This window comes from Rhodanobacter sp. Root561 (genome assembly GCF_001427365.1).
In the GTDB taxonomy this organism is placed as follows: domain Bacteria; phylum Pseudomonadota; class Gammaproteobacteria; order Xanthomonadales; family Rhodanobacteraceae; genus Rhodanobacter.
The window spans coordinates 145,912-167,558 of record NZ_LMGH01000013.1; the positions used below are offsets into that span (position 1 = coordinate 145,912).

Genomic DNA, 21,647 nt, shown 5'->3' on the forward strand with positions numbered 1-21,647 from the left:
GCAGGAGCGCACCTTGTGCGCGATCGCTTTTGTCGGGGTGGGGATCTGTCGCAACCGTGACCCCTCATCCGACCCTTCGGGCCACCTGCATTCGGGCCATCCTTGGCCCTCACCCTTCGGGCGGCTGTCGCCGTGCAAATCGGCAATCCTGCCGATTTGTCTCCCCGGCGGGGAGAAGGGGTTTTGCGGCGGCCATGGGCCGCTTTTCTAGAAGCCCATCCCGTACGGGTCGTTGCCGGCCAGTTCCTCGTCGCTGGTGCCGCCTTCGGCCAGGCGGATCTTCAGGGCCAGGCCGTCGCGCGAGTCGGACTTGTTGAGCGCTTCGTCCAGGTCCACGCGGCCTTCCTTGTACAGGCGGTAGAGCGACTGGTCGAAGGTCTGCATGCCTTCCTGCAGGCTGCGGTCCATCGCCTCCTTGATCTCGTGGGTCTGGCCACGGCGGATCATGTCGCGGATCAGCGGGGTGTTCAGCAGCACCTCGGCGGCGGGAATGCGCCGGCCGTCCTTGCCGATCACCAGGCGCTGGCTGATCACCGCGCGCAGGTTCAGCGCCAGGTTCATCAGCACGTTCTTGTGCGCCGATTCGGGGAAGAAGTTGAGGATGCGTTCCAGCGTCTGGTCGGCGTTGTTCGAGTGCAGCGTGGCCAAGCACAGGTGGCCGGTCTCGGAGAAGGCGATCGCCGCTTCCATGGTGTCGGTGTCGCGGATCTCGCCGATCATGATCACGTCCGGCGCCTCGCGCATCGCGTTCTTCAGGGCCTCATGATAGGTGTGGGTGTCCAGGCCCACCTCGCGCTGGTTGACGATCGACTTCTTGTGCCGGTGCAGGTATTCGATCGGATCCTCGATGGTGAGGATGTGGCCGGAGGAATTCGTGTTGCGGTGGTCGAGCATCGCCGCCAGCGTGGTCGACTTGCCCGAACCGGTGGCGCCGACCACCAGGATCAGGCCGCGCGGCTCCATGATCAGGTCGCGGAAGATCTTCGGCAGCTGCAGCTGCTCGATGCTGGGGATCTCGCTCTTGATCGCGCGGATCACCATGCCCACTTCGCCGCGCTGCTTGAACACGTTGATGCGGAAGCGGCCGGCTTCCTTCACCGCCAGCGCCATGTTCAATTCAAGGTCGCGCTCGAACTGGGGCACCTGGCCTTCGTCCATCAGCGAGTAGGCGATCTTCTTGACCATGCCGCTGGGAAGGCCGGTATTGCCCAGCGGATACAGTTTGCCCTCGACCTTGATATTCACCGGGGCGCCCGTGGACAGGAACATGTCCGACGCGCCCTTGTCTACCATAAGCTTCAGGAAGTAACCGATGTCCACGAAAAACCCCTAGTTTGCGAAATGCGCGTTGCAATGATGGATTATGCCCGCCCACAATACGCTGCGACACACCATGAGGAATGTGATGCACATCTTTTCCCTGCCGGCCGGACATTTCCGGCCCGGCCGCACCGTCCTGATCGCCCTGGTCCTGGCCCTGTTCGTGGCTGGCTGCGCCTCGGTGCCGCCGCCCAATGACTCGATGAACATGGCCCAGACCCAGCTGCAGATGGCTCGCGACGCCGGCGCGGCCGATTATGCGCCGGTGGACCTCGGTTTTGCCCAGGACAAGTTCCAGCTGGCGCAGTCGGCGATGGCCGAACGCAAGTACGCTGACGCGGCGAGCCTGGCCGAGGAATCCCGCGCCGACGCGGAACTGGCCCAGGCCAAAGCCCGCCTGGGCGCAGCGCGCGCCCAGATCCAGAGCAAGATGCAGGAAAACAGCCGTCTGCGGGCCCAGGGTGAGGCTGCGGCCGCCGCGGCGCAGGCGCCTACGCCTGCACCGGCGCCACCGGCCAGCAACGCCCAGCCCACCGAAGACATGCCGGCTCCGCCGTCCTCGGCGCTGTCCTCACCGGCCGGTGACGGTTTCCAGACCGTGCCGGACAACGCACAACAGCCTGCGGTGGACCCCGCGGGAGGTCAGCCATGAAGCGTTCCGCCATCATCCTTGCCACCCTCGCGCTGGCGTTGGGCACGCTGGGTTCGGCTCATGCCCGCCAGGACGACATCGACATCAACCGCCTGACCGGCAGCCTCAACCAGCTCGCCAGCGATCCCGGCCTGGGCGCCTACGCCCAGGCCGAACAGGCCCGTGCCCGTGACGCCATCAACCGGCTGGCCCAGGCCGGCTCGCGTGAGCGGCCGCATGCGCTGTATCTGGCCGAGCGTCGCGTCGACCTGGCCAAGACCGCCGCGCAGGTGCAGGACGCCCAGGTCAAGCTGACCCAGCTCGATCGCGAACACGACCAGATCCTGCTGGACAACAGCCGCCGCGATGCGGAGCTGGCCCGGCGCGAGCTGGAGCGCCAGCGCCTGCAATACCAGCTGGCGCAGGAGGAGGCGGCCCGGCTGCAGGCGCAGGGCCTGGAGTACTCGCAGGCGGCCGACCAGGCCCGGGCGGAAGCGGATCGGGCAAAGAAGCTGGCCGCGGCCCAGAGCAAGGTGGCACGCGCCGCCAAGCGGCAGGCCGAGTTGGCGGCGCAGGCGGCCAAGGCGATGCGTTCGCAGATGGAAGGCGCGGACAAGCCCTCCGGGACCGATACCAAGCCGTCCGGCCAGCATCGCTGACCGGGTCGTTTCCGGCCCCCGTTACGGTCGCGGAAGAAAGTCGTTGAGCGGATGTAAAAGGCTGTTTTGACAGTTTTTTACGGAACTTTCCACGCCTCCCGAAAGTGCCCTCGAAACGCTTGCACCCCCTCCGGTGGGGGAGTAGGGTCAAAGTCCCACGGGGCATCCCGGTCCCGTGGGTCACTGACCGAACCATGCACGCATTTCTCGCTTCGAAAGCTTCCTCCGCATCCGGTGTTCCGGCGCGGATCGAGGGTGCGCGCCCCGGTTCACCGTCTGCGGACGGCCTGTTGCGTCCGCACGTCAACTCGCGAGGAGGTCGGACCATGTTTGAAAACCAGCAGCGTGATGATGTCGAGGCATTGATGAAGGCTGATGCGGAATTCCGGCGGCTCTACCAGCATCACAGGGAACTCGACAGCAAGGTGCACGACGCCGACATCGGCGTACTGCCCATCGACGACATGACCCTGGCCAGCATGAAGAAGGAAAAATTGCTGGCCAAGTCCCGACTCGAACGCATGTGGGCAGATCGGGCGCATCTCGTCCACTGACCTCGGCTGTTCGCGAACGCGGCCCCGGGCCCTTTCCGCCAGACGGAAAGGGTGCCGGGGCCGCCGCGTTTGCGCTGCCCGCTTCGAGCGCTCGGGTATCATGGCCCTCTTGTCGCGACGGTCCTCATCGCGTCGCAGCCACATCACGGAGCCCCCATGACGGTCCACCAGAGCGTTCTTGAATTGATCGGCCACACGCCGATGGTCCGCACCCAGCGCCTGGACACCGGCCTGTGCGAACTGTTCCTCAAGCTGGAAAGCGCCAACCCCGGCGGCTCGATCAAGGACCGCATCGGCCTGTCGATGATCGAGGGCGCCGAGAAGGACGGCCGCATCCGCCCGGGCGACATCCTGGTCGAAGGCACCGCCGGCAACACCGGCCTGGGCCTGGCCCTGGTGGCGCAGGCCAAGGGTTACCGCCTGATCCTGGTGGTGCCGGACAAGATGAGTCGCGAGAAGATCTTCAACTTGAAGGCGATGGGCGCCGAAGTGGTGCTGACCCGTTCCGACGTGGCCAAGGGCCATCCCGAGTATTACCAGGACATGGCCGAGCGGATCGCTCGCGAGACGCCCGGCGCGTACTTCATCAACCAGTTCGGCAACCCCGACAACCCGGCCGCGCACATCGCCACCACCGGGCCGGAAATCCTCGAGCAGATGGACGGCCAGGTCGACGCGATCGTGCTCGGCTGCGGTTCGTCCGGCACGCTGAGCGGCCTGTCGAAATTCTTCGCCGAACACTCGCCGCAGACCGAACTGGTGCTGGCCGATCCGGTCGGTTCCATCCTCGCCGAATACATCAACGAGGGCACGCTCTCGACCAAGTCGGCCAGCTGGATGGTCGAAGGCATCGGCGAGGATTTCCTGCCGGGCATCAGCGACTTCACCCGGGTGAAGAAGGCCTACGCGATCCCGGACAAGGAGAGCTTCCTCACCGCCCGCGAGCTGCTGGCGAAGGAGGGCATCCTGGGCGGCTCGTCCACCGGCACCCTGCTGGCCGCGGCGCTGCGCTACTGCCGCGAGCAGACCACGTCGAAGCGCGTGGTGACCCTGGTCTGCGACACCGGCAACAAGTATCTGTCCAAGCTGTACAACGACTACTGGATGCTCGACAACGGCTTCATCGAGCGCGAGCAGCACGGCGACCTGCGCGACCTGCTGCTGCGCCCGTTCGCCCAGCGCGACACCGTGGTGGTCGGCCCCAACGAATTGCTGATCACCGCTTACAACCGCATGAAGCTGTACGACGTGTCGCAGCTGCCGGTGATGGACGGCCGCAAGCTGGTGGGCATCGTCGACGAATCGGACGTGCTGATGCACGTGCACGCCGACGAGTCGCGTTTCCGCGATTCGGTGTCGAGCGCCATGATCACCAGCCTGCAGAAGCTCGATGTGCGCTCGCCGGTCGAATCGCTGCTGCCGGTGTTCGAGCGCGGCCACGTGGCCATCGTGGTCGACGGCGACGACTTCCTCGGCCTGATCACCCGCATCGACCTGCTGAACTGGCTGCGTCGCAAGGTGAACTGAACAGGCTGAATGAAACTCGCGGCCATCGCCGGACGCACCCGGTTCGGGCAGCGAACAGTCATGAATGAACGGGCATAATCGCCCGTCCATGCAGGGCCGGAGGCCCTGCTTCTCCAAGGAAATCCGAACGATGTGTGGAATTGTTGCTGCCGTTGCCCAGCGTGATGTCGCGCCGCTGCTGATCGCCGGCCTGAAGGCGCTCGAATACCGGGGTTACGACTCGTCCGGCGTGGCCGTGATCGATCGTGGCGAGATCCGCCGGGCGCGTGCCAAGGGCAAGGTGCGCGAAATGGAGGCGCTGTACCTCGCCGATCCGCTGCCCGGCGGCACCGGCATCGCGCATACGCGCTGGGCCACCCACGGCGTGCCCAGCGAGGCGAACGCGCATCCGCACATGGCCGGGCGCATCTCCATCGTGCACAACGGCATCATCGAGAACTACGCCGGCCTGCGCGCCGAGTTGCAGGCGGAGGGCCACGTATTCACCTCGGAAACGGACACCGAAGTGATGGCGGCGCTGATCGACCGGCGCTACACGGCGGGCGTGAGCCTGCGCGAGGCGGTGCTGGCCACGGTGCGCGAACTGGAAGGTGCCTATGCCATCGCCGTGCTCAGCAGTGACGAGCCCGATCGCGTGGTCGGCGCGCGCCGCGGCGCGCCGCTGCTGGTTGGCCTCGGCATCGGCGAGAACTTCCTGGGCTCCGACGCGCAGGCGCTGATCCAGGTCACCAACAAGATGCTCTACCTCGACGAGGATGACGTGGTCGAGATCACCCGCGACGGCGTGCAGGTGTTCGGCCTGGACGGCACGCCGGTGCAGCGGGACATGCACGAGAGCGAGCTGTCCAGGGACGCGGTCGAGCGCGGCGAATACCGCCACTACATGCAGAAGGAAATCTTCGAGCAGCCGCGCGCGGTGGCCGACACGCTGGAGGCGCGCATCGGCCCGCATGGCGTGCTGCCGAACATCTTCGGGATCGACAGCGACGCGTTGCTGCAAGCTACGCGCGGCGTGCACATCATCGCCTGCGGCACCAGCTATCACGCCGGCCTCGTGGCCAAGTACTGGATCGAGGAATTCGCGCGCCTGCCGGTCAGCGTGGAAGTGGCCAGCGAATTCCGCTATCGCGAGGCGGTGGTGCCGGACGGCACGCTGTTTGTCGCCATCTCGCAGTCCGGCGAAACCGCCGACACGCTGGCCGCGATGCGCGAATCGCGCCGCCGCGGTTATCTGGGCACCCTGGTCATCTGCAATTCGCCCGAATCCTCGCTGGTGCGCGAAGCCGACCTGAAACTGATGACCCGCGCCGGCCCCGAGATCGGCGTGGCCTCGACCAAGGCGTTCACCACCCAGCTGGCCGGGCTGGCCCTGCTGGCGCTGGAACTGGCGCGTCGCAACGGCCTCGCCGAGGATCGCTACGCCGCGCTGTGCACCGAGCTGCAGCATCTTCCGCGCGCGATCGAGGATGCGCTGAAGCTGGAGCCGGCGATCATCGAGCTGTCTGCCGAATTCATCCACCGCCAGCACGCCCTGTTCCTGGGTCGCGGCGCGCAATATCCGGTCGCGCTGGAAGGCGCACTGAAGCTCAAGGAAATCTCCTACATCCACGCCGAAGCCTATCCCGCGGGCGAGCTCAAGCACGGGCCGCTGGCCCTGGTCGACGAGCATATGCCGATCGTGGCCGTGGCGCCGAACGGCCCGCTGCTGGACAAGCTGAAGTCCAACCTGCAGGAAGTGCGTGCCCGCGGCGGTCGCCTGATCGTGTTCGCCGACGGTGCTGCCGGCATGGACGACATGGCCGCCCACGGCACGATGCTGCGCGTGGAATCCGGCGGCAGCTTCATCGCACCGGCGGTGTTCACCGTGCCGCTGCAACTGCTGGCCTATCACGTCGCCGTGCTGCGCGGCACCGACGTCGACCAGCCGCGCAACCTGGCCAAGTCGGTCACTGTGGAATGATGCGCCGGTCGCCCCGGGTGACTGGGGCCGCCGAATAATGGGGAGCCCGGGCACCGCATATCGCAGGTGACTTCAGTAGAGCCGTGTGGCGCTGCCGCCGTCGATGGTGAGCACGGTTCCGCTGACGTAGCTCGCGCTCCCGGAGCACAGCCAGAGGATCGCGTTCGCGGTTTCTTCGGCCTTGCCCAAACGGTTCATGCCCGAATGACGGGCGACAAGCGCCTTGTACCGCTCTGCTGCGCCGGGCCGGTCGGGATTGACCATCTCGCTCGCCGTGAAGCCGGGCGCGACCGCGTTGATGCGAATGCCCATCTGCCCATAGTCGGCCGCCGCGGACCGGGTGAGGCCGACGACGCCGAACTTGCTGGTCGAGTAGGGCGCATGGCCGATGTCGCTCGGCTTGCAGCCGTAGATCGAAGCGACATTGACGATGGCGCCGCCCCCGTTCGCCAGCATGGTGCGTATTTCATGCTTCATGCAGAGCCACACGCCCTTCAGGTTGACGCCCATGACCTCGTCCCATTCTGCCTCGGTCACTTCGGCTGCCGGCGTGAACCTGGGCCCGGCGATTCCCGCGTTGTTGACGGCACAGTCCAGACGGCCAAACCTCTCCACCGTCTCGTTGACCATGCGCTCGACGTCCGCCGCGCAGCTGACGTCGGCACGGACAAAATGCGCCTCGCCACCCAGGGCGATGATCTGTTGCGCGACCTGAGTGCCTTGCTCCGTGCGCCGGGCGGCGATGACGACCTTCGCACCCTCCTGCGCGAATTTCCGGGCGGTCGCCTCACCCAGGCCGGAGCTTGCGCCCGTCACCAGCGCGACCTTGCCTGCAAACGTGTTCATCAGTGTGCCCCGCGTTTCGCCTTCGAACGGTCAGGGGGAAAGGATCGGCGGAAGACCGAGATCGTCCAGCTGCCTCAGGCCCCGGTCGCCTCGGTGGGGACGTAGCCGGCCTTGCGCAATTCGTGACGACTCTGATCGAAACCCTGCTCGGGAATGAATTCTCCGTTCCTGTCCGCAACCTGCGCCCATTGCGCGAGCAGGTTCTCGGCAGAAAGCGTCGCGCCCGCAAGGTGGATCCCCTGGGTCAGGCTGACATTCGCCAGCTCGAAGCCGCCAGCGCCGGCGCAGACGATGGCCCGCGTCGGCGCGGCTTCGGACACCAGCGCAAGCACGGCCGGGCTGACCAGCTCGGGTCGCAGCAAGGCCAGTTGTTCCTCCGGCAGGATGTCTTCCATCATCCGGGTGGCCGCGGTCGGCGCAACGCAATTGACCCGGATGCCGTGCTTGACTCCCTCGAGTGCAAGCGTCTGCATCAACCCGACCAGGCCCATCTTCGCGGCGGCGTAGTTCGCCTGTCCGAAATTGCCATACAGGCCCGAAGACGAGGTGGTCATCACGATGCGCCCGTAGCCCTGGGTCCGCATCGTCTCCCAGACCGCCTTGCTGCAATGCGCGGCGCCCATCAGGTGGACTTCGACCACCAGGCGGAAATCGTCGAGGCTCATCTTCGCGAACGACTTGTCGCGCAGGATTCCCGCGTTGTTGACCAGGATGTCGACGCGTTCCCAGGTGGCCAGCGCCGTGTCCACCATCTGTTGAACGAAGGCGACATCGGTGACCGAGCCTTCGGCGGAATACGCTTCCCCGCCATTCTCGTTGATCTCACGGGCCACCGCCGCGCCGCCGGCGCCCAGGTCGTTGACCACGACGCGGGCGCCGTGCCTGGCGAGCAGCAGCGCATGGGAGCGGCCGAGGCCGCCGCCTGCGCCGGTCACGATCGCCACGCGCCCTTTCAGATCAATCATTGGAGCCTCCTGTTGCCCTGCTGACGGGCGCTCTGGCCAGAATTCGGGTCCGGCGACACTCGCCGGAGGAGGGCGCCGAACGCGCACCCTAGCACCCCGAAAAGCCCTGGTAAAGATATTCACTATAAACTTAGTTAATATTGACTATGGATCAAAAACAGCGCCAAATTGCGCTCGGGGATGTGCTGATCCATGACGGCGCCATCAAAGTCGCCGACTTACCACGCAAGCCGATCAATGGGAGGGGAGAGATGAAGATCAATTCTGGAAAGAGCCGCGCACGCTGGTTGGGGCTCGCGCTCCTGACCTTGCCGTGGTGTGGGGCGATGGCGCAAGCCACGGCGGCATCATCCGATACCGGGTCCGACCAGGCCCCATCGAAAGCCAAGGACAAGGCCACGACGCTGAAAACGGTCACCGTTTCGGCGGAGCGGCGAGATGAATCCCTGCAGACCACGCCGATCGCGGCGACGGTGCTGACCGGCGACGACTTGCTCAATCGCGGCGTGAACGTGGTTGACCAGCTCCAGTTCACCAGCCCTTCGGCCACCGTGAACAATTTCGGCCAGGGCATCGATTTCGACATCCGCGGGATCGGCAAGGCGGAGCACAACACGCAGACCGGCACGGGCGTCATCGTCTACCGCGACGGCGTGCCGACATTCCCCGGCTACTTCGCCGAGGAGCCGTACTACGACATTGCCTCGGTGCAGATCCTGCGCGGTCCGCAAGGTACGTTCGGCGGCCAGAACGCGGTCGGCGGCGCGGTGCTGGTCAGCTCGAACGACCCGGTCATCAATGGCGGTTACCAGGGCTACGTGTCGGGCCAGGCCGGCAACTACAGCGACGTGGCCCTGCAGGGCGCCGTGAACCTGCCCATCAGCAACACGTTCGCGGCGCGCGTCGCGGTCAACAGCGACAACCGGAGCAGCTTCTGGAACATCTCCGGCCCGTACAGCGGATCCGACGCCCGTTTGCGCTCGCGCAGTGCCCGCGTCGGCCTGCTCTGGAAGCCCAGTGACAGCTTCTCGGCCCTGCTCAAGACCGACTACAACCACATCGACATGGGCGCCTATCCGGCCGATCCGGTGAACTCGCCCAACGACCCGTTCAACATCACGGCCAACGCTCCGCTGAAGGCGCTGGATCAATTTTCGCGCACGGTGCTGAAGATCGATTACCAGTTCGCCAACGGGGTGAAATTCCGGGCGACCTCCGGTTATCAGCATGGCAGCACGGCGTACAAGGCCGACCTGGATGGCACCGAACTGGGCAACAGCACGTTCCGGGACCTGGTGTACGAAACCATCTATTCCCAGGAACTCAATCTGATTTCGCCCGACAGCGGCCCGCTGACCTGGGTACTCGGCGCCTACTGGCAGAAGGACACCTACACGTTTCCTCCCGGCCAATTCCTGATCGGCGTGCCGGAAGGCTTCCCGGCCACCGAGTACGCGCTGCAGGGAACCAATCCCAAGAAGAACACCGCGGTGTTTGGCCAGGTCGGATACCAGCTCACCGACGGGCTCAAGCTCACGGTTGGCGGGCGCTATTCGAAGGACCGCACGACCAACCACGTGACCGTTGTCCAGTACGGTCTGCCGCTGATCGATGACCAGTCCGCCCGATACTCGAACTTCTCCGGCAAGGTGTCGCTGGACTGGACGCTCAGCGAAAGAAACTTCCTCTATGCCTTTGCCGCCAGCGGCTACCGCCCGGGCGGTCTGAATGTGCCGGTGGGCCTCGGCTTGCCCGATCCGTTCAAGGCCGAGACGGTGACCAGCCTGGAAGCCGGCTGGAAGGCGGCCTGGCTGGACGATCACCTGCGCACCCAGGTCAATGTGTTCCACAACGACTACAAGAATTTCCAGGTGACCATCGGCTACCCGGACTTTCCCACCTTCGGCATCGAGCTCAATACGCCCCATCCCACCAGGATCTACGGGTTTGAAGCACAGCTCCAGGCGGCCTTCGGCGACTGGTCGGTGTACGGCAATCTCGGCTGGCTGCACAGCGACGTGGGCGAGTTCTACGCCACCGACCCCAGGCTTCCCTCGGTCGCGTTCTGCGATCCGGCCAGCGGCCCGCAAAGCGCCACCTGCCGCAACTTGGGCGGAACCGAGCAAACCTATGCGCCGAAGCTGACGTTCAACACGGGTCTGCAGCGGACCATCCATGTCGGCAGCGACACGGTCACCCCCCGCATCAACTACGCGCACATTGCGGGGCAGTGGGCCACCTTGTTCGAGAACGAGGCGCTCGGCGACCGCATCGGAAGCCGCAACCTGCTCGGTGCCCAGATCGACTGGTCGCACGGCAGCTGGCTCACGACCCTGTACGGCTCGAACCTGACCAACCAGCACTACATCGGCGCCATCAATTCGGGGCTTCGGTTTGCCGGGTTCCCGCGTCAATACGGCATACGTGCCACGTACTTCTTCCAATGATCGCGCAGCGGCCTCGCCGTGTTGCCGTGCGGCGACACGGCGAGGCCGCGCAAGGTGTCTCTTCCGCATGCCATCCTATTCTCTGACCGTCGACAAATTTCTGGAGCACGCCGCCAAATGGTGGGGGCAGCGCGAAGTCGTGTCTGCACAGGCGGGCGGTACGGACCACATCGGTTATGCCGCACTGAGAGACCGCAGCAACTGCCTTTCAGGCGCCTTGCGCTCGCTGGGCCTGCATCCCGGTGATCGCGTCGGCACCCTCGGCTGGAATACCCGGCACCATTTCGAGATGTATTACGCGACCATGGGAGCGGGCTTCGTCTGCCATACGCTGAATCCGCGCTACACCGTCGAGCACCTGGCCGCGATCATCAACGAGGCAGGGGATCGTGCGCTCGCTGTGACGTCGAGCCTGGCCACCTTCCTGGATGCGCTGCTGCCGCTTTGTCCCACGATCGAGCATGTGGTGGTCATGGACGGCGAGCTTCCCGGCGATTCTTCCGCTCAGGAATGGACGGCCAGATCATGGCTTCTTGAAACGCTGCTCGACCAGCGCGGTACGCCGGTCGCATGGGGCGAGTTTGACGAAGAGGTGCCCGCCGGGCTTTGCTACACCTCCGGCACGACCGGGCCACCCAAGGGCGTGCTCTACACCCATCGTGGCAACTACCTGCACACGCTGCGGGTACTCCAGGCCGATGCCATCGCACTGACCGACCGCGACGTGGTGCTGGCAGCGGTTCCCATGTTCCATGCCAATGGGTGGGGTCTGCCTTTCGCCGTACCTGCGGTGGGCGCGAAGCTCGTGCTGCCGGGCCGGCATGCGGACGGCGCCAGCCTGGCCGCACTGTTGCGCGATGAAAAGGTTACCGTCGCCGTCGGTGTCCATACGCTCTGGCTGGGCGTGATCGATCATCTCGGTGCCGTCGGAGGCGAACTGCCCGACCTCGAACGCATCCTCATCGGCGGCTCGAGTTGTCCGGAGACGCTGATCCGACGAATGGAGGAGCGGCTCGGTGTCCGGATACAGACCAGTTGGGGCATGACCGAGTTGTACCCCACCGGCACCATGGCTTCGCCCGCCCGTCGGTCACTCGGAAACCAGACTTCCGGCCGCCCCGTGATGGGTGTCGACATCAGGCTGACGGATGCCGATGGAAAGACGCTGTCCCGCCAGCGCGGCGTGACCGGGCACCTCAGGATCAAGGGCGCCAGCGTCATCGATCGCTACTACAGGAGCGATGTGGATGTGCTCGATGACGATGGCTACTTCGAGACCGGCGACCTGGCCAGCATCGATGAAGACGGAAATCTCGCCATTCGCGGGCGGTCGAAGGATCTGATCAAGTCCGGTGGTGAATGGATCAACCCGTCGGAAATCGAGGACATCGTGGGTCAGCACGCGGCTGTCAGTCTGGTGGCGGTCATCGGCAGGGCCGACGAAAAATGGGGCGAGCGTCCGGTGCTCGTGGTCGAGCCGCGCGGAGGAATGGCGCTTGAATCCGCTGAGTTGCTTGCCTGGTTGAAGGGCAAGGTCGCGGATTGGTGGATCCCCGATCGGGTCGAACTCGTCAGCGCCATGCCGCTGGCGGCTACCGGCAAAATCGACAAGCTGCGGCTTCGTTCGACGTTCGGCGGCATCGACCTGGATGACGAGAACCCGGATTGTTGACGCCCCGCGGCAGCGGTGCATAGACTGATCAACGCTCTTCAAAGTGGTTGCCGTATCGAGATGCCAAGGGAAACCAAAAAGCGCGCTCCTCGCCGGAAGGCCGAGCAGCGCGCCGAGAGCATGGAGCAGATCCTCGACGCTGCGGAGTTCCTGTTTTCCAGGAACGGACTGTATGGCGTCACCTTGAGCGATGTCGCCAAACGCGTCGGCATCCACACGACACTCGTCCACTACTACTTCCAGGACAAGCAGACCTTGTTCGAGGCGGTATTTGCCCGGCGCGCCGGCGTCACCAGCAGCCGGCGCATGACGGCGCTGGAAGAATACGAGGCAGAGGCGGGAGACTCGCCCACCGTCGAGGGCGCGCTTCACGCCTTTCTCGACACCGATCTCGACCTCTACTACGAGGGAGGCGAGCACTGGATGAACTACGGGGCCTTCAGCGCGCGAGTCAGCAACACGCCCGAAGGGGCCGCGCTGATGGATGTCCATTTTGATCCGGTGGTGCTCAAGCTGGTGGGTATCCTGAAGCGTGCGCTGCCCGACTATTCGGCGGAGGACATCTTCTGGGGCTACCACTTCGTGACCGGTGCCCTGATGAACACGCTCGCCCGCACCGGCCGCATCGATCGGTTATCTGGTGGGGTCTGTCGCTCGGATGACTTCCCGGCCGTCAAGCAACGGATTACCCGGTTCATGGCGGCCGGGTTTCTCGCGTTGGGACACTGAGCAAGTCGCGGCGCGCAGATCGAACTGGGCGCCACACCTCTTCATGTTGTTTCCGGAGCTTCCTGCCGTGGGGCGCAGGCCGTTCAGCGTGGCGCGCACTTGGCGTCAACGGCGGGCAGTGGCGGCGCCACGATGCCCACGTTCCAGTTCCACGGCTGATCGCCGCTGGCCCGGCGCCGACAGACGACCTCGTTGACCAGCTGGTACATGCCCGGCAGCAGATCCTTCGAGGGCTGCGGGCCATCGGTGAACGCCATGTAGGCCCGGTTCGAGCCGAATGCCGGCCACTCGGGTCCTCCCCTGGCCATCGGCTTTCCCGTGCGCGCGAAGCTGGTCCAGTAACCGGCCATCGCATCGGAAAGCCTGCGTTGCGGCAGCGTCTCGGGCACCTTCGGCCACCGTGGCGGGGTGCCGTCGAAATTGCCGAACACGTAAGGCAGTTCGCTGGCATGGAAGCCATGCAGGTGGGCGGCATCGGCTGCCGGATAGCCATGATCGAAGTAGTAGAGATAGCCCGGCTGGCCAAACTTCGTCTGCGCCCGCACCAGTTTCTCCGCGGTCCACCCGTACAGCGCGTCCCTGGTCGTGGCGAGGATGCTCTCTTCCAGGTTGTCACCGGGATACAGGCGCAGGAAGTCATCCGCAAGATCGCCGTAGCGCTCACGGATGCTGCGCTCGTACTCCGCGGCGCTGGCTGGCGGAGGCGGCGCCAGGACCCGCAGCGAACGGATTTCACCGCTGTTGAAGCCGGCCAGCAGCGGGACTCGCGCCTGTTCGCCCTTCTCGAAAATGTCGACCAGCTGATCCGGTACCAGGTGGCCGTCGACAGTCACCCACGGCGCGAATCCGGCCGCTGCCGCGGCTTCGGTCAGCTTGCCCGCGTCCATGGCGCGCAGTGCGGCAAGATCAGGCGCATGCAGCGCGGCGGCCAGTCTGGTGCCGCCTTCTTCCGCAGCCGGCATGCCGTGGCTGTTCCTTTTCAGTTCCGGCATGGAGATCATGTACGCGCTTTCCGCGATGGCTTTCGCGAACAGGCCGCGCGCCTGCGGCGAAGCCATGAGATACATGACGCTCAAGCCGCCCGCGGATTCGCCCGCGATCGTGACGTTCGCGGAATCGCCGCCGAAGGCGCCGATGTTCTCCTTGACCCAGCGCAGCGCGGCAATCTGGTCGAGCAGGCCGTAGTTGCCGGAAACGCCGAGCGGAGACTCGGCGCTCAGCGCCGGAAGCGCGAGCCAGCCGAGCGGCCCCAGGCGGTAATTGATGGAGACCACGATGATGCCGCGCTCGGCCAGACGTGCCCCGTCGTAAAGCGGGTCGCGGTTCGAGCCGCCCCACAAGGCGCCACCGTAGATCCAGACAAACACGGGCGCGTTCCGCGTGTCCCTGGGTGCCCAGACGTTCAGCGTCAGGCAGTCCTCGCTCATCGGAACCGGCTTGCCTTCGTAGATGTTCGAGAGTTTGGGCTTGGGCTGCAGGCAGGCGGCGCCGAACTCCGTGGCTTCCCGGATGCCCGACCACGCCGGCATCGCCACCGGTGCCTTCCAGCGCAGCGCGCCGACCGGTGGCGCGGCATACGGTATGCCCTTGAACACGTTCAGCGCGCCGGCAGCCAGTCCCTGCACGCGGCCGGTGGAGGTGTCCACCACGGGCGCGGACTGGGTCTTCGAGGTGGACGACATGGCGGGACCTTCGTGCGAATAAGACGGAGCCAGGCAGGCAATGCAAACGATCAGGACGCCCAGGGCGCCCGTGCGTAGCGGCATCACGACATGATTCCTCCGTTCTTGATGGCACGATCCTGGCGACGCAGCACCCGCGCCAGAAACAGAAACAGCACGATGGCAACGATGTAGAAAGGTATCAGCAGGTACAGGGCGGTCTGCAACGAATGCATCGGGTCGCTGGCGTGGAAGTAGTCGCTGAGCAATCCCACGTAGGTCGGGCCCAGGCCCAGGCCGATGAAGTTCATGACCAGCAGCAGCAATGCGCCCGACATGACGCGCTGGTCCGGACGGACTTCCTGCTGGACCAGCGTCACCGACGCGGTGAGATAGAAGTAGTTGAGAAACGCCACGCCGAGCAGGAACCAGAGCGATAGCGCCCATCCAGGCGCCCATACGAAGCCCACGTAAAGCGGCAGGGCGACCACCAGGGAGATGGCGGGGAGCAGGCCATAGGCGGTCCGGCTGCGTCGGGTGAAGTGATCCAGCATCCTCCCGGAGACCATCATGCCCCCGCCCATCCCGATGGCGATGACCAGCGCGTAGTACACCGCGACCTCATCCAGGGTCATGCCTTTCTCGCGCATCAGGAACAGGGTGGTGAAGTTGCCCATGCCATAGGTGATCATCTGCGTCGCGGCGCTTCCGAACGCGGCAAGCATCAGCGCGGGATGCGAAACGAACATCTTCAGGGTCTCGATGAATCCCGATGGGCGGATGTCGCCCGGGCAGACGTCGTCCAGGCCTCCCTTTCGCGGTTCGCGTACCGCGAGGCTGAGGACGCCCGCCGTCAACACGCCCACGCCGCCGAGAACGATGAACGCATATCGCCAGCCGAACACGACCGCGATGGATGCGCCAAACGCCACGCCCAGGGCAGCGCCGATCGGCGGACCGAGGTTGTAGATGCCCAGTGCCCGGCCACGCCAGCCAGGCGGGAAGTAGTCGGAAATGATCGCGTAGGACGGCGGGACGCCGCCGGCCTCCCCGAAGCCGGTCGTCATGCGTGCAATGGCCAGCTCGGGATAGGTGCGGGCCAGGCCACACGCCATGGTGGCGGCGCTCCAGACGGCGCAAGCCAGCGACAACACCCTGACGCGATTCGTCTTGTCGGCCAGCCAGCCGATCGGGATCGATATGAACGTGTAGAACAACGCGAAGTAGAGGCCGCCGATCAGCCCCAGCTGGCCGTCGGAAAGATCCAGCGCGTCCTGGATGGGCTTGGCGAGGATGGCCAGCAGTTGCCGGTCCAGAAAGTTCAGGACGTACACGAAACACAGGACGCCCAGCGCGAGCCAGGCCCGCACGCCGGGCATGGTCGATGCTTGGGAAACCGGAATCGCGGACTCGTTACCGTGCATGATCGTCACGGGCGCCGTCGTGCGCGAGAATTCGCAGCCGCCGGATACCCCCGGGCGGCAATGCATTCCGGCATGGATACCGGGGGAACCGCCAAAGACGAAGTTTCGCTCGCACGGACTCACCTCACTGAAGGAGTTCCAGTTTCCCCGGACTTGCCGAACTACCCGCTCTGCCTGACTCGAATCGTGCGTCCGGCACGCCTTCCCGTTCCGCCCCTGCAGCCACCTTTTACGCGTGGTGCCGGGAAAGGCCCTTGCCGTTGCATCATGCGGACAAATTCACCACTCGTCAATATTAACTATCATGAGTGTGAATATTATTTGGCGATCGCCTGACCCCTGATGGACCAGCGGACTCGATCCGGCGTCACATCGCGCGCACGACGACACGCCGCCGCCCCATTCGTGCGGGGCGGCGGCGTGTCGCGGACGACTAGAACTCCTGCTTGAAGCGGATGCCGATGGTGCGCGGCAGGCTGTAGCCGGTGTAGACCTGACCGTTCGGGTATGGCGCCACCACGCCGTGCGCGCCGCAGACGTCGACGCCGCACTCGGTGTACTTGTATTGCGCCGAGCGCTTGTCGAACGCGTTGTTGATGTAGACGTCGGCCGACCAGCTGCCTTTCTGCACGCCGGCGGACAGGTCCAGCGTGGTGTAGGCGGGCAGGTCGCCGAGCAGCGCCCGCTCGCTCAGGCGCAGGTCGGTGGTGCGCTTGCCGACGTGGACCAGGGCCGCCTGCACGAACGCGTCGCTGTCACCGATGTTGAAGCTGTAGTGCGCGATCAGGTTGCCCTTGAACTTCGGCGTGATCGGCAGCTGGGTACCCCTGGGCGCCAGCGGCCCGGACACCACGCTGCCATCCTGCGGATTGAGCGAGCCGGGCGGGCAGTCGGTGATCGGGCGCCCGCTCGCGTCGGTGAAGCCGCAGTAGTTGGCGGTCAGCCGCGCGCGATACAGCGCCCAGCCGGCGGTCAGTTGCAGGTTGTAGGTGGCCTGCCAGTTCAGTTGCGATTCGAGGCCCTCGATGCGGGCGGAGTTGGCGTTCTTGATTTCGGTGAGGCCGTTCGCGCCGAGGATCGGGAACTGGAAGTCGTTCCAGGTTTCGCGGAACACCGCGCCGTTGAAGGACACCCGGTTGTTCAGCCATGAGGTCTTCCAGCCCAGCTCCTGGTTGATCAGGAAGTCGGCGTGGTACGGCAGCAAGGTGCCGCGCCGATTGACGCCGCCAGGGCGGAAGCCCTCGGAGCGGGTGGCGTAGATCATCTTGGTGTCGCTGATGTTCCAGGTCAGGTTGAACTTGGTGAGGTTGCCGCTCTCCTTCACCTTCTTGTTGAAGTCCAGGCACGGCGCGCCCATGAACGGCTCGGGCGACACGCAGGCGGCCTCGCCCTGGCTGGAGGAGAAGCCCGCGCCGTAGCCGAAGTAGCCGTACAGCTGGTTGCTGGTGCGGTAGTAGCGCTCGCCGAAGGTGCCGGTGAGCACGTCGGGGATGAAATCCCACGACAGTTCGCCGAACAGCGCCTCGTCGCGGTCGTAGCGCATCTGCCGGGTCAGCCAGATGGTGTCGCTCCAGCCGCTGACGGAGAGCGCGTCGGCCAGGCCGTCGACCTGGTAGTTCTGCATGATGTCGTGTTTCTGCTTCTGCCAGAACGCGCCGGCGACCAGGCGCAGGCGATCGTCCGCCGGCGAGACCAGGCGCAGCTCGTGGCTGCTGTTGGTGTAGCCGTCGCGATCGCTGATGTGTTGCGACGGATTGATCAGCGCGCCGCTGTTGTCGTAGAAATACGCGCCGGAACCGTACAGCGCGTCGTACCAGAAGCCGTAGTCGCTGTAGTCGGTCTGCTCCTCCTGATTGCGCTTGAGGTGCGCGTAGGCATAGGTCAGGTCGAAGTTGCCGATCTTGCCCTGCACGGTCAGCGCGCCCTGCCACCAGCGATCGTTGACGCGCTCGGGATAGAAATGCGTGACGGCCAGGTCGCCCACCGCCGGGTCGCTGGCGAAGTTGCCGTGCGAGATGGTCTGCTGCCCCATCAGCATCGGCGTGATCGACCAGTTGTCGTCGAGGTCGACCTTCAGCGCGGCGCGCGCGCCGGTGATGTTGGCGTCGTTGTAGTTGTCTTTTGCATGGCCGACGCACTGGGATGCCGACGAGGGCGCGGTTCCGCTCGCCGTGCAGCCAGGCGCGTTGCTGATGGTGATGCCCGAGGTGGGGAAAGTACGCGAGCCGGCCTTGTTGTCGATGTAGCCGGCGTCGTGCTCGCGCCAGCCGACCAGGCGGATCGCGGCCGTCGAGTTGATCGGCAGGTTGAGCATGCCCTCGCCCGTGTAGCCGATGCCGCCGTGGGCGAGCGTGTCCACGCCCAGGCTGTAGCTGGCCGCGTAGCCGCTGGGGTCGGGCTTGTTGGTGATGATGCGCAGGGCGCCGGCCTCGGCGCTGGCGCCGTACAACGTGCCCTGCGGGCCGGCCAGCACTTCGATGCGGGCAATGTCGTACATGTGGATGTCGAGCGGGCCCTGGATCGTCGTCACCGGCTGGTCGTCGAGGTACACGCCCACGCTCGGCTGCGAACCGGAGTGGTTGGTGTTGCCGCCACTGGTCACGCCGCGCATGTAGATCGAGACGAAGCCGGGGCCGGTGGCGATGCCGCCACCGCCCTGCTGGAACGTCACGCTGGGCAGGTATTTCACGTAGTCGTCGAAACTCTTCACGTGCAGCGCTTCGAGCTGGTCGGTGGCCAGCACGTCCATGCTGATCGGCACCTTCTGCAGGTTCTCCGTGCGTTTCTGCGCGGTCACCGTGACCACGCTGAGCGTGGTGGCTTTCTTTGTCGACGACGTGGTGTCGGGCGGCGTGGACTGTCCGGTGTCCTGCGCCATGGCGGGCGCCGCCATGGCGAGACAGATGGCGGCCGCCAGCGGCAACCGGATCAACGTCGCCCGTCGGGCGTTCATGGCCTGTCTGGAACTGCTTGCATGCATGCGATTTCCCCTCATCCGGTGAACGGCAAACCAACCCAACCCCCAACTTTCAGATGAACCCTGGCACCTCGGGATAGCTGTCCAGCACCGGCCCGAGTGCCTGTTCCAGCGGCCCCAGCCACGGCGCAAAGTGGCGCCAGTGATCCACGCCCTCGCGATAGATCGGGCGGCGCACCTGCTCCGAACTGGCGGTGTGCACCGGTCGCGGGTTCTCGAAGAAGCGCAGGCACGCGTCCTCGAATGGCAGGCCGCAATAATCCAGCAGGCGACGAACCTCGCCCTCGGTGTCGGCCACCATGCGCTCGTAGAACACGCGGTGGATGCACCCGGGCAGCACCGTGTCGAAGTGCGCCATCAGGCGGACGTAGTCGTGGTAGTAGCGCCCGACGTCTTCCAGGTCGTAGCTGAAGCTCTGCCCGCGCGCGAAGTGCTGCTTGAACGCCGAGAAGCAGCACGCCAGCGGATGCCGGCGCGCGTCGATGATTCGGGCGTTCGGCAGCATCAGCTGGATCAGGCCGATGTGCATGAAGTTGTTCGGCATCTTGTCGATGAACAGCGGTGCCGAGGTCTTGCGATGGATGCGCGTGTGCGCGAGGTAGCGCTCGCCGAGCGCGCGCAGCGCGTCGGCGTCGAGCGCGGCCAGCGCGTCGTGGTAGGGCGTCGCGCCTTCACCCTCGCCCTGCCGGCGCAGGCCGCGGGTGATCGAGGCGACTTCGGGCAGCTCCATCGTGCCCTCGACCTGGCTGTGGCTGGACAGGATCTGCTCGATCAGGGTGGAACCGGCGCGCGGCAGGCCAACGACGAAGATCGGATCGCGCGCCGGGCAGCCCACGCCCGCGCGCGCGCCGAAGAACTCGCCGGTGTAGTGCGCGCAGGCGCGGTCCACCCGCGCGCTGGTCGCGTCCGCGCTGTAGTGCAGTTGCGCGCGGCGGATCGCGTTGCCGCGTGCGTAGTGGGCGAACGAATCCGCGCAGGCGTCGGCATCCTCGCGCGCCTTGCCCATCGCGAACTCCATGTGCAGGCGGTCTTCGTCCGACAGGTCGCTGCGCGCCAGCTGGTCGCTCATCGTGGCGAGGTCGGCCGCGCTGAAGCGGAAGGTCTTGAGGTTGGCCAGGCTCCACCAGACTTCGCCGAACGAGGGCAGGCGCTCCAGGCTGTGCCGGTAGGCGGCGATCGCGCGTTCGCCGAAGCCGGCGGTCTTCAGCGCGTGGCCATAGCTCATCCACACCCGCGGGTTGTCCGGGTAGCGTTGCACCAGGTCGGCGTAGATCGCGAGGGCCGGCTCGTAATCGCCGATGCGGCACAGCACCACCGCCTTGAGGTTGCGGTAGGCCGGGTGTTGCGGATCGTTGGCCAGCAGGTGTTCGATCTGCGCCAGCGCCTGTTCGGGCTGGTTGCTGCGATGCAGGACCATGGCGTAGTGCTGGCGCGCGGCGTCGAAGCCGGGGGCCAGTTCGAGGCAGCGCGCCAGCAGGTTCAGCGCATCCTCGTTGCGGCCCACGCGGGCGGCGACTTCGGCGAACATGCGGATCGCCGCCACGTCGGTGGGCGCCTGTTTCAGATGCTCGCGCAGCAGCGCCTCGGCCTGCGGAACGCGGCCTTCGGCGAGCGCCACGGCCGCGCCCATCAGGCGCGGGTCATGGGTGGAGTGCAACACGTGCCGGGCATAGGCGGCGTCCGCCGCGTCCTGCTCGCCGGCTGCCATCAGGTGGTCGCCGAGTTCGCGCCAGGCTTGCGGCAGGTCGGGTTGCAGTGCGACCGCGCGGCGCAGCGCGGCGATCGCGTCTTCGCCGCGGCCGAGCCGACCCAGCACCACGCCCAGGTCGAACTGCAGCGCAGCCCATGCCGGTTGCGACGGCGCCAGCGGAAGCAGGATGTCGAGCGCGGCCTGCGCATCGCCCTGGCGCAAGCGCGCGGCCGCCAGCAATTGCAGCGCCAACGGATGCGCGCCGACCGCCTGCAAAATTTCTTCGAGCTGTTCCACCGCCAGCGCCGGGTCGCGTTGCAGCAACCGCTCCGCGTGCGCCAACGCCTGCTCCAGCGTGCCGCTGGCCGAAGCGGCGATCATGCGCCGCCTCGTGCTGGCGACGGGAACGCCCCACGCGGGGCGACGGGCCGGAGTGACGACAGCGGTGCGGCGCCTGACATGGAAGGTAGCGGCCTCTCGCGGGGTTCGCCGCAATCTACAACCGAATCCGGCTGGGAGATAGTGGCGCCGGCCGGCGCGGCGCAGCTGCGGTTGCCGCCGGTTCGACACAAGCGCTAGGCTCAG

The 21,647-nt window shown here is 65.9% G+C and carries 15 protein-coding genes; 8 read left to right on the forward strand and 7 right to left on the reverse strand.

Annotated features, from left to right (window positions below):
- Positions 1 to 207: 207 nt before the first annotated feature.
- Entirely contained in the window at positions 208 to 1,320 is a 1,113-nt protein-coding gene (locus ASD55_RS12975; protein ID WP_007807540.1) for a PilT/PilU family type 4a pilus ATPase, read from the reverse strand.
- 85 nt (positions 1,321 to 1,405) lie between these two features.
- Here ASD55_RS12975 and ASD55_RS12980 point away from each other — a divergent pair, with 85 nt between their 5' ends.
- From ASD55_RS12980 to glmS, 5 genes are all read left to right on the forward strand, one after another.
- Positions 1,406 to 1,972: a DUF4398 domain-containing protein gene (locus tag ASD55_RS12980; protein ID WP_056766713.1), complete on the forward strand. Its 567-nt coding sequence runs from the start codon at positions 1,406 to 1,408 to the stop codon at positions 1,970 to 1,972.
- The gene (locus ASD55_RS12985; protein WP_056766715.1) at positions 1,969 to 2,610 is read left to right on the forward strand and encodes a hypothetical protein; all 642 of its coding nucleotides are present in this window, start codon (positions 1,969 to 1,971) and stop codon (positions 2,608 to 2,610) included. Before ASD55_RS12980 ends, ASD55_RS12985 begins: the two co-directional genes overlap by 4 nt.
- Before the next feature lie 326 nt (positions 2,611 to 2,936).
- Positions 2,937 to 3,164 carry a YdcH family protein gene (locus ASD55_RS12990; RefSeq protein WP_056717360.1) on the forward strand — a complete coding sequence of 76 codons (228 nt, stop codon included), beginning with the start codon at positions 2,937 to 2,939 and terminating at the stop codon, positions 3,162 to 3,164.
- Between the two features lie 156 nt (positions 3,165 to 3,320).
- Positions 3,321 to 4,691, forward strand: a complete 1,371-nt coding sequence (locus tag ASD55_RS12995) for a pyridoxal-phosphate dependent enzyme (protein WP_056766717.1) — start codon at positions 3,321 to 3,323, stop codon at positions 4,689 to 4,691.
- A gap of 130 nt (positions 4,692 to 4,821) precedes the next feature.
- Positions 4,822 to 6,651: a glutamine--fructose-6-phosphate transaminase (isomerizing) gene (glmS, locus tag ASD55_RS13000; RefSeq protein WP_056766718.1), complete on the forward strand. Its 1,830-nt coding sequence runs from the start codon at positions 4,822 to 4,824 to the stop codon at positions 6,649 to 6,651.
- Positions 6,652 to 6,723: 72 nt separating this feature from the next.
- On the opposite strand, the gene ASD55_RS13005 is transcribed toward glmS, so the two are convergent.
- On the reverse strand, positions 6,724 to 7,497 hold the full coding sequence (locus ASD55_RS13005) for a glucose 1-dehydrogenase (protein ID WP_056766720.1): 774 nt from the start codon (positions 7,495 to 7,497) through the stop codon (positions 6,724 to 6,726).
- A 74-nt stretch (positions 7,498 to 7,571) separates the two neighbouring features.
- Positions 7,572 to 8,441: an SDR family NAD(P)-dependent oxidoreductase gene (locus ASD55_RS13010; protein ID WP_235577810.1), complete on the reverse strand. Its 870-nt coding sequence runs from the start codon at positions 8,439 to 8,441 to the stop codon at positions 7,572 to 7,574.
- A 272-nt stretch (positions 8,442 to 8,713) separates the two neighbouring features.
- On the opposite strand from ASD55_RS13010, the gene ASD55_RS13015 reads away from it, so the two are divergent.
- From ASD55_RS13015 to ASD55_RS13025, 3 genes are all read left to right on the forward strand, one after another.
- Positions 8,714 to 10,909 carry a TonB-dependent receptor gene (locus ASD55_RS13015; RefSeq protein ID WP_200946189.1) on the forward strand — a complete coding sequence of 732 codons (2,196 nt, stop codon included), beginning with the start codon at positions 8,714 to 8,716 and terminating at the stop codon, positions 10,907 to 10,909.
- Between the two features lie 67 nt (positions 10,910 to 10,976).
- Complete coding sequence (locus ASD55_RS13020) at positions 10,977 to 12,581, forward strand: AMP-binding protein (protein ID WP_056766723.1); 1,605 nt, start codon at positions 10,977 to 10,979, stop codon at positions 12,579 to 12,581.
- 120 nt (positions 12,582 to 12,701) lie between these two features.
- On the forward strand, positions 12,702 to 13,310 hold the full coding sequence (locus ASD55_RS13025) for a TetR/AcrR family transcriptional regulator (protein ID WP_200946191.1): 609 nt from the start codon (positions 12,702 to 12,704) through the stop codon (positions 13,308 to 13,310).
- Between the two features lie 83 nt (positions 13,311 to 13,393).
- On the opposite strand, the gene ASD55_RS13030 is transcribed toward ASD55_RS13025, so the two are convergent.
- The 4 genes from ASD55_RS13030 to ASD55_RS13045 form a co-directional block, all read right to left on the reverse strand.
- Complete coding sequence (locus ASD55_RS13030) at positions 13,394 to 14,992, reverse strand: carboxylesterase family protein (protein WP_157599002.1); 1,599 nt, start codon at positions 14,990 to 14,992, stop codon at positions 13,394 to 13,396.
- Between the two features lie 83 nt (positions 14,993 to 15,075).
- Positions 15,076 to 16,395, reverse strand: coding sequence for an MFS transporter (locus ASD55_RS13035; RefSeq protein WP_056766982.1), 1,320 nt, complete (start codon positions 16,393 to 16,395; stop codon positions 15,076 to 15,078).
- A gap of 433 nt (positions 16,396 to 16,828) precedes the next feature.
- On the reverse strand, positions 16,829 to 19,348 hold the full coding sequence (locus ASD55_RS13040) for a TonB-dependent receptor (protein ID WP_200946193.1): 2,520 nt from the start codon (positions 19,346 to 19,348) through the stop codon (positions 16,829 to 16,831).
- A 76-nt stretch (positions 19,349 to 19,424) separates the two neighbouring features.
- The gene (locus tag ASD55_RS13045; RefSeq protein WP_056766726.1) at positions 19,425 to 21,443 is read right to left on the reverse strand and encodes a tetratricopeptide repeat-containing sulfotransferase family protein; all 2,019 of its coding nucleotides are present in this window, start codon (positions 21,441 to 21,443) and stop codon (positions 19,425 to 19,427) included.
- Positions 21,444 to 21,647: the final 204 nt, after the last annotated feature.

Bases quoted from the DNA above. Each gene is read 5' to 3' on its own strand.
- ASD55_RS13040 (WP_200946193.1), bottom strand. From the start codon at position 19,348: ATGAACGCCCGACGGGCGACGTTGATCCGGTTGCCGCTGGCGGCCGCC.
- ASD55_RS12985 (WP_056766715.1), top strand. From the start codon at position 1,969: ATGAAGCGTTCCGCCATCATCCTTGCCACCCTCGCGCTGGCGTTGGGC.
- ASD55_RS13005 (WP_056766720.1), bottom strand. From the start codon at position 7,497: ATGAACACGTTTGCAGGCAAGGTCGCGCTGGTGACGGGCGCAAGCTCC.
- glmS (WP_056766718.1), top strand. From the start codon at position 4,822: ATGTGTGGAATTGTTGCTGCCGTTGCCCAGCGTGATGTCGCGCCGCTG.
- ASD55_RS13035 (WP_056766982.1), bottom strand. From the start codon at position 16,395: ATGCACGGTAACGAGTCCGCGATTCCGGTTTCCCAAGCATCGACCATG.
- ASD55_RS13045 (WP_056766726.1), bottom strand. From the start codon at position 21,443: ATGATCGCCGCTTCGGCCAGCGGCACGCTGGAGCAGGCGTTGGCGCAC.
- ASD55_RS12990 (WP_056717360.1), top strand. From the start codon at position 2,937: ATGTTTGAAAACCAGCAGCGTGATGATGTCGAGGCATTGATGAAGGCT.
- ASD55_RS13025 (WP_200946191.1), top strand. From the start codon at position 12,702: ATGGAGCAGATCCTCGACGCTGCGGAGTTCCTGTTTTCCAGGAACGGA.
- ASD55_RS13030 (WP_157599002.1), bottom strand. From the start codon at position 14,992: ATGTCGTCCACCTCGAAGACCCAGTCCGCGCCCGTGGTGGACACCTCC.
- ASD55_RS12980 (WP_056766713.1), top strand. From the start codon at position 1,406: ATGCACATCTTTTCCCTGCCGGCCGGACATTTCCGGCCCGGCCGCACC.
- ASD55_RS12995 (WP_056766717.1), top strand. From the start codon at position 3,321: ATGACGGTCCACCAGAGCGTTCTTGAATTGATCGGCCACACGCCGATG.
- ASD55_RS13020 (WP_056766723.1), top strand. From the start codon at position 10,977: ATGCCATCCTATTCTCTGACCGTCGACAAATTTCTGGAGCACGCCGCC.
- ASD55_RS13015 (WP_200946189.1), top strand. From the start codon at position 8,714: ATGAAGATCAATTCTGGAAAGAGCCGCGCACGCTGGTTGGGGCTCGCG.